A 5,288-nucleotide genomic window follows, 5' to 3' on the forward strand; every position below is an offset into this window, starting at 1 on the left:
ATCAAGAGGTTTGCGTCAGGAGTCGCGCTCCGGGTGACGCAAACCTCTTGATCGACGGCGCTTTCAGCGGGTTAGGGGAGGAGGTCTCCCAGGGCGGTGGCCTCCAGGTCGTCGCGGATCACTGCGGCGTCGCCCTCGATGACCAGGGTGAGAGCTTCCGGGTGCAGGTGGGTGGCCGCCGCCGCGGAGACCTGGTCCACGTCGGCGGAGAGCAGCGACTCGCGCAACCGCGCGTGGTAGTCGTCCGGCAGGTCGTGCACCACCAGGGTGGTCAGCGCGGAGGCGATGGCTCGAGGGCTCTGCAACTCGACCGAGAGCTGCCCGGCACGCCAGGAGCGGGCCACCTCCAGCTCCTCCTCGGTCACCCCGGTGGCCTGGGTACGGGTGATCTCGCCGACCGCCTCGACCAGGGCCGGCGCGGTGACCGCCGTCTGCACGCCGGAACTGACCGCGAACCGACCGAACCGCCGCGACGCGGCGAAGTCGCCCCGGATGCCGTAGGTGTAGCCGTGCACCTCCCGCAGCAGGTGGTTGAGTCGGGAGGTGAACGCCCCGCCGAGCACGGTGCCGGCGAGCGTCATCGGCACGTAGTCGGGGTGCGCCCGGTGCGGTGACGGGTGGCCCAGCCGCAGCGTGGACTGCACCGAGCCGGGCCGGTCCACCAGGATGATCCGGCGACCGCTGTGCAGCGGCACCTCGATGGGACCGCCGCGCTCGGCGGGACCACCACCGGTGCCGGCGAACGCCGCGGCGGCCAGCGCGTCCAGGTCGATCCGGTCCAGGTCACCGGCGACGATCAGGGTGCCGGGGCGCAGGAACCACTCCGAGTGGAAGACCGTGACGTCCTCCACGTCCAACCCGGCAACCGACTCCGGGTCGCCGTGCATCGGCCGTCCCCAGCGGTTCTGGGCGCCGAACAGGTCGGCGCGCAGCGCGGCGTCGGCGCGCGGGCCGGGGTTGGCCCAGTCCATCCGGAGCGCTGTCGCCTCGTCGTCACGGACCCGGCGTACGTCGGCGGGGTCGAGCTTCGGCGTCCGGACCGCCTCGGCGAGCAGTTCCACGGCGGCGCTCAGCCGGTCCACCGGGATCACCACGCTGGCCTGGAACGAGTCCCAGTCCAGACCGGTCGAGAGAGCGGTGCCGAGCCCTTCGACGGCGAGCGCGTACGCGGCGGCGTCCCGCTGCGCGGTGCCCTCCTCCAACGCCTTGGCCAGCACGCCGGACAGACCCTCCTTGCCGACCGGCTCCTGGCCCGCGCCCACGTCGAGCAGCAGCAGGGCCACGGCGAGGTTCTGCCCCGGCAGGTGCGCGGCGACGACCTGACCACCGGCCGCGGCGCGGCGGACCACCGGCGGGAACCGGTACGGGCGGGCCGCGCCCGGGCCGGGACGGTCGGCGATCAGCGTCATGAGGTCTCCTCGGGCAGGTAGGTCAGGGTCACCCGGTCGGTGGCGAGCACGTCGGCGGCGGCCTCGGCGATCTGCTCGGCGGTGACAGCGAGCAGGGCCGGCAACTGCTCGGCGATGCGGGCCGGGTCACCGAACTGCGTGGTGTACCGGCCGAGCAGGTCCGCGCGGCCGTCGACGGTGGACAGCTGACGCCACCACCCGGTGCTGAGCAACGCCTTGGCGCGATCCAGCTCGGCGGCGGTGACCGGCACTGTGGCCAACTCGTCGACGACCTCGGCCAGCCCTTCGGCGAGCCGCTCGGCGCTCACTCCGGGGCGGGCGGTGGCGGTGGCGATCAGCGGTGCCGGGGCGTGGGCGAGGTCCACCCCGTACGCCCCGACCAGGTCCGGTTGCGCGATCCGCTCGCCGTCGGCGAGGCGCTGGTAGAGCCGGCTGCCCCGGCCGCTGCCCAGGATGGTGGCGAGCACGGTGATCACGTTGTATCCGGGGGTGCCGAACGGGTAGCTGCGGTGGGCGATGTAGACCCGGGGCGCCGGCACGTCGGCGCTCACCGACTCGACGGCCGTCTGCCCGGTGGCGGGGACGGTGCGGCCGTCCGGCGCCGGCGGGATGTCGTCGCGGGCGGGCAGCGCGCCGAAGTACTTGTCGGCGAGCGCGAACACGTCGGAGGCGGTGGCGTCGCCGACCACTGTGAGCACCGCGTTGTTCGGCGCGTAGTAGGTCTGGTGGAACGCCTGGAAGGTGGCCAGGTCGGCGGCGTTCAGGTCGGCCATCGAGCCGATCGTCGCGTGGTGGTACGGGTGCCCCGGCGGGTAGAGCAGCGGCAGCAACCGCAGCCAGGCGTCGCCGTACGGCACGTTCTCGTAGCGCTGCCGGCGCTCGTTCTTCACCACGTCCCGCTGGTTGTCCAGCGTCTCCTGGGTGAGGGCGGGGACCAGGCCGCCCATCCGGTCGGCCTCCAACCAGAGCGCCAGCTCCAGGTGCTCGGCCGGGACCGTCTCGAAGTAGTTGGTCCGGTCCGGGTTGGTGGTGGCGTTGAGCGAGCCGCCGGAGCCCTGAATCAGCTTCATGTGCTCGGTTTTCGCCACGTTCACCGAGCCCTCGAACATCAGGTGCTCGAAGAGGTGGGCGAAACCGGTCTGCCCGGCCGGCTCATGTCGGGAGCCGACGTCGTACCAGAGGTTGACGGCCACTGCGGGCGCGGTGCGGTCCTCACTCACCACCACGCGCAGGCCGTTGTCCAGTCGGGACGTCTGAATGGGCCAGGGGTAACCGCTGTCGGGCATGCCCCGACGCTATCCGATCTCGGAGGCGGAAAGGTGACGTGCCGTCGGTCGGCGAGCCGACCCGGGCGGCTTCGGAGCCGCCGCGCGGGGTACCGGAGAGCAATGACCGTCACCCCGCCTCCGTTCCGGTCCGCCAGCCGGGCCGCCACCGCCGTCGAACGCGCCAGCACCGCACTCGGCCGGCTGCGCCGCGGCCGGTTGCTGCATCCGGCCGGTCGCTCGTTCGTCGGCGAGACGGTGATCTGGGGTACGCCCGGACCGCCCACCGGGGTCGCGCTGCTGGACCAGCCCGGCCGGTACCGGACCACCATCCGGCTCTCCAAGGGAACGCCCACGCCCGGCAGTTGGCCCGACGTCCTGGGCCTCGCGCTGCGCCTGCACGGCGACGGCGGCCGGCCGTTCGATCTGCTGGTCAGTTCCAGCGGCGCGGCCCCGGTGCTGCGGAACCTGCCGCTGCCGCGACGCCGCTTCACCGGCACGTACAGCACGATCACGTGCTACCGCGCGGGCCGGCGCCGCCTCTGGCTGGCCGCGCTGGCCGACCCCGACTCGGCCGACCTCGGTCGCAGCCTGGCTGCGGCGTCCGCCGCGACCCGGACGGACACCCCGCGCCTGGTGCTCGCGGTCGCGTCGGCGGTGGGGCCGTGGCGACTGGTCGGGCAGGTCAGCCTCGGCGCCCAGCTCAGCGCCGAGGAGGACGAGGCGCTCGCGTTCGACCCGGTGCGCAACCTGCCACCCGAACTGCGGGTGGCAGGTCCGCTGGCCTGGCTGCGTGACCAGACCTATCGGGGGTCGCGCCGGGCACGCGGGGCGACCGCTCAGTCCGGCGGTTCGACCGCCACCACTGTCTGATCCGAGGTACGACGCTCCAGCACCGTGTCCGGAGCGGCGTTCTGGTCAGCGGTGCGGATGTCCGACTCGGCGAGGATGGCCTCCGCCTGCGCCTCCGGGTCGTCGCTGCCCACCGCCTCCTCCTCGGGCAGGAGGTGGTGCGCGCGGGACTCCACCCGGTCCTGATCGCTCTGCTCGTGTGTCATGGCACCCCTGTTACCCCGACCGCGTCCCCGGCACGCGATCTTCACCCCGCATCTTGGGACGACAGCACGGGGGAAGGCGTCCGGTCGGGTACGCTGGCCCGGTGACGCGTTCCTATCGATGGTTTAGGCAGCCGGCTCGCACGCCGGTGACTTCACCATGAACTGATGTCACCACGGACCGAGCCGGCTGGGCAGGAGCTGTCGTTCCTGCCCTTTTGCGTACGAGCAGCCGGCTCGTCCCGGGCACCGGCCCCGGGCACGGTCGGCGAAAGGATGCCCACCGTGACGACCCCGGAGACCGATCGGGTCAGCGATCAGCGGATCGACCGTGTCGTGCCGCTGACCACGCCCGCCCTGCTGCACCACGAGTTGCCCCTGGACGCCCCGCTCGCGGCGGCCGTCTTGACCGGCCGCCGCGCGGTCGGTCGCGTGCTGGACCGCGAGGACGACCGCCTGCTGGTGGTGGTCGGTCCCTGCTCGGTGCACGACCCGGCCGCCGCCCTGGACTACGCGCAGCGTCTGCGGACGGCAGCTGACCGGCTCGCCGACGACCTGCTGATCGTCATGCGGGTCTACTTCGAGAAGCCGCGCTCCACCGTCGGCTGGAAGGGCCTGATCAACGATCCCGGCCTGGACGGCAGCGGGGACGTCAACACCGGTCTGCGGCTGGCCCGGGCGCTGCTGCTCGACGTACTCCGCCTCGGCCTTCCGGTGGGTTGCGAGTTCCTGGACCCGATCACCCCGCAGTACATCGCGGACACGGTGGGCTGGGGCGCGATCGGTGCCCGCACGGTGGAGAGCCAGGTGCACCGCCAGCTCGCCTCCGGCCTGTCCATGCCGATCGGCATGAAGAACCGCCCGGACGGCAGCATCGGCACGGCCGTGGACGCGATCCGCGCCGCCGGGGTGCCACACGTCTTCCCCGGCATCGACTTCTCCGGCACCCCGGCGATCATGCACACCCGGGGCAACACGGACGGGCACCTCGTGTTGCGCGGTGGGGGCGGCCGACCCAACTACGACGCCGAGTCGGTCGCCGGGGCACTCGACCTGCTCCGCGCCGCCGACCTGCCGGAGCGGCTGGTGATCGACGCGAGTCACGCCAACAGCGGCAAGGACCACCGTAATCAGCCGCTGGTGGCCGCGGACGTGGCCGCCCAACTGGCCGCCGGTCAGCGCGGGATCACCGGCGTGATGCTGGAGTCGTTCCTGCTGCCCGGCCGGCAGGAGCTCGACCCGACCCGGACGCTGGAGTACGGGCGGTCGGTCACCGACGCCTGCCTGGGTTGGGACGACACCGCCGAGGTGCTCGACCACCTCGCCTCGGCCGTGCGGGCCCGCCGGGCCACCCTGCCCACGACGGTGTGACCGCCGACACCACGACCGGCGGAACACGAACGGGGGTCGGCTCGTTGACTGGGGTGTCGGTGTGTCCAGTGTCCCCGGGCCTCACCTAAATAGCCTTCGCGGAATACCGTCCGGCTGGAGCCGCGTAGTGCCACTCGCCGAGAGGCGACCTGCACACCGACACCAGCGCCGCCCCCGGCCCACAAGGC

The 5,288-nt window shown here is 72.8% G+C and carries 5 protein-coding genes; 2 read left to right on the top strand and 3 right to left on the bottom strand.

What is annotated here, in order from left to right:
* Positions 1-71: 71 nt before the first annotated feature.
* Together ABZ749_RS28715 and ABZ749_RS28720 are read right to left on the bottom strand one after the other, a co-directional pair.
* Positions 72-1,409, bottom strand: a complete 1,338-nt coding sequence (locus ABZ749_RS28715) for a pitrilysin family protein (protein WP_357233265.1) — start codon at positions 1,407-1,409, stop codon at positions 72-74.
* A complete protein-coding gene (locus ABZ749_RS28720) occupies positions 1,406-2,695 on the bottom strand; it encodes a pitrilysin family protein (protein WP_357206497.1) in 1,290 nt (429 codons plus the stop codon). Before ABZ749_RS28720 ends, ABZ749_RS28715 begins: the two co-directional genes overlap by 4 nt.
* 102 nt (positions 2,696-2,797) lie before the next feature.
* Between ABZ749_RS28720 and ABZ749_RS28725 the strand changes: the two genes are divergently transcribed.
* Positions 2,798-3,547: a phosphodiesterase gene (locus ABZ749_RS28725; RefSeq protein ID WP_357233267.1), complete on the top strand. Its 750-nt coding sequence runs from the start codon at positions 2,798-2,800 to the stop codon at positions 3,545-3,547.
* Here the strand turns inward: ABZ749_RS28725 and ABZ749_RS28730 are convergent.
* A complete protein-coding gene (locus tag ABZ749_RS28730; RefSeq protein ID WP_355008950.1) occupies positions 3,514-3,732 on the bottom strand; it encodes a hypothetical protein in 219 nt (72 codons plus the stop codon). The two genes, ABZ749_RS28725 and ABZ749_RS28730, sit on opposite strands and share 34 nt — an antisense overlap.
* A 273-nt stretch (positions 3,733-4,005) precedes the next feature.
* Between ABZ749_RS28730 and ABZ749_RS28735 the strand changes: the two genes are divergently transcribed.
* A complete protein-coding gene (locus tag ABZ749_RS28735) occupies positions 4,006-5,100 on the top strand; it encodes a 3-deoxy-7-phosphoheptulonate synthase (RefSeq protein WP_357206493.1) in 1,095 nt (364 codons plus the stop codon).
* Positions 5,101-5,288: the final 188 nt, after the last annotated feature.

This window comes from Micromonospora sp. NPDC047753 (assembly GCF_040642735.1).
Lineage (GTDB): Bacteria > Actinomycetota > Actinomycetes > Mycobacteriales > Micromonosporaceae > Micromonospora.

Coding starts and splice junctions, on each gene's coding strand:
- ABZ749_RS28715 (WP_357233265.1), bottom strand. CDS start 1,409: ATGACGCTGATCGCCGACCGTCCCGGCCCGGGCGCGGCCCGCCCGTAC.
- ABZ749_RS28720 (WP_357206497.1), bottom strand. CDS start 2,695: ATGCCCGACAGCGGTTACCCCTGGCCCATTCAGACGTCCCGACTGGAC.
- ABZ749_RS28725 (WP_357233267.1), top strand. CDS start 2,798: ATGACCGTCACCCCGCCTCCGTTCCGGTCCGCCAGCCGGGCCGCCACC.
- ABZ749_RS28730 (WP_355008950.1), bottom strand. CDS start 3,732: ATGACACACGAGCAGAGCGATCAGGACCGGGTGGAGTCCCGCGCGCAC.
- ABZ749_RS28735 (WP_357206493.1), top strand. CDS start 4,006: ATGCCCACCGTGACGACCCCGGAGACCGATCGGGTCAGCGATCAGCGG.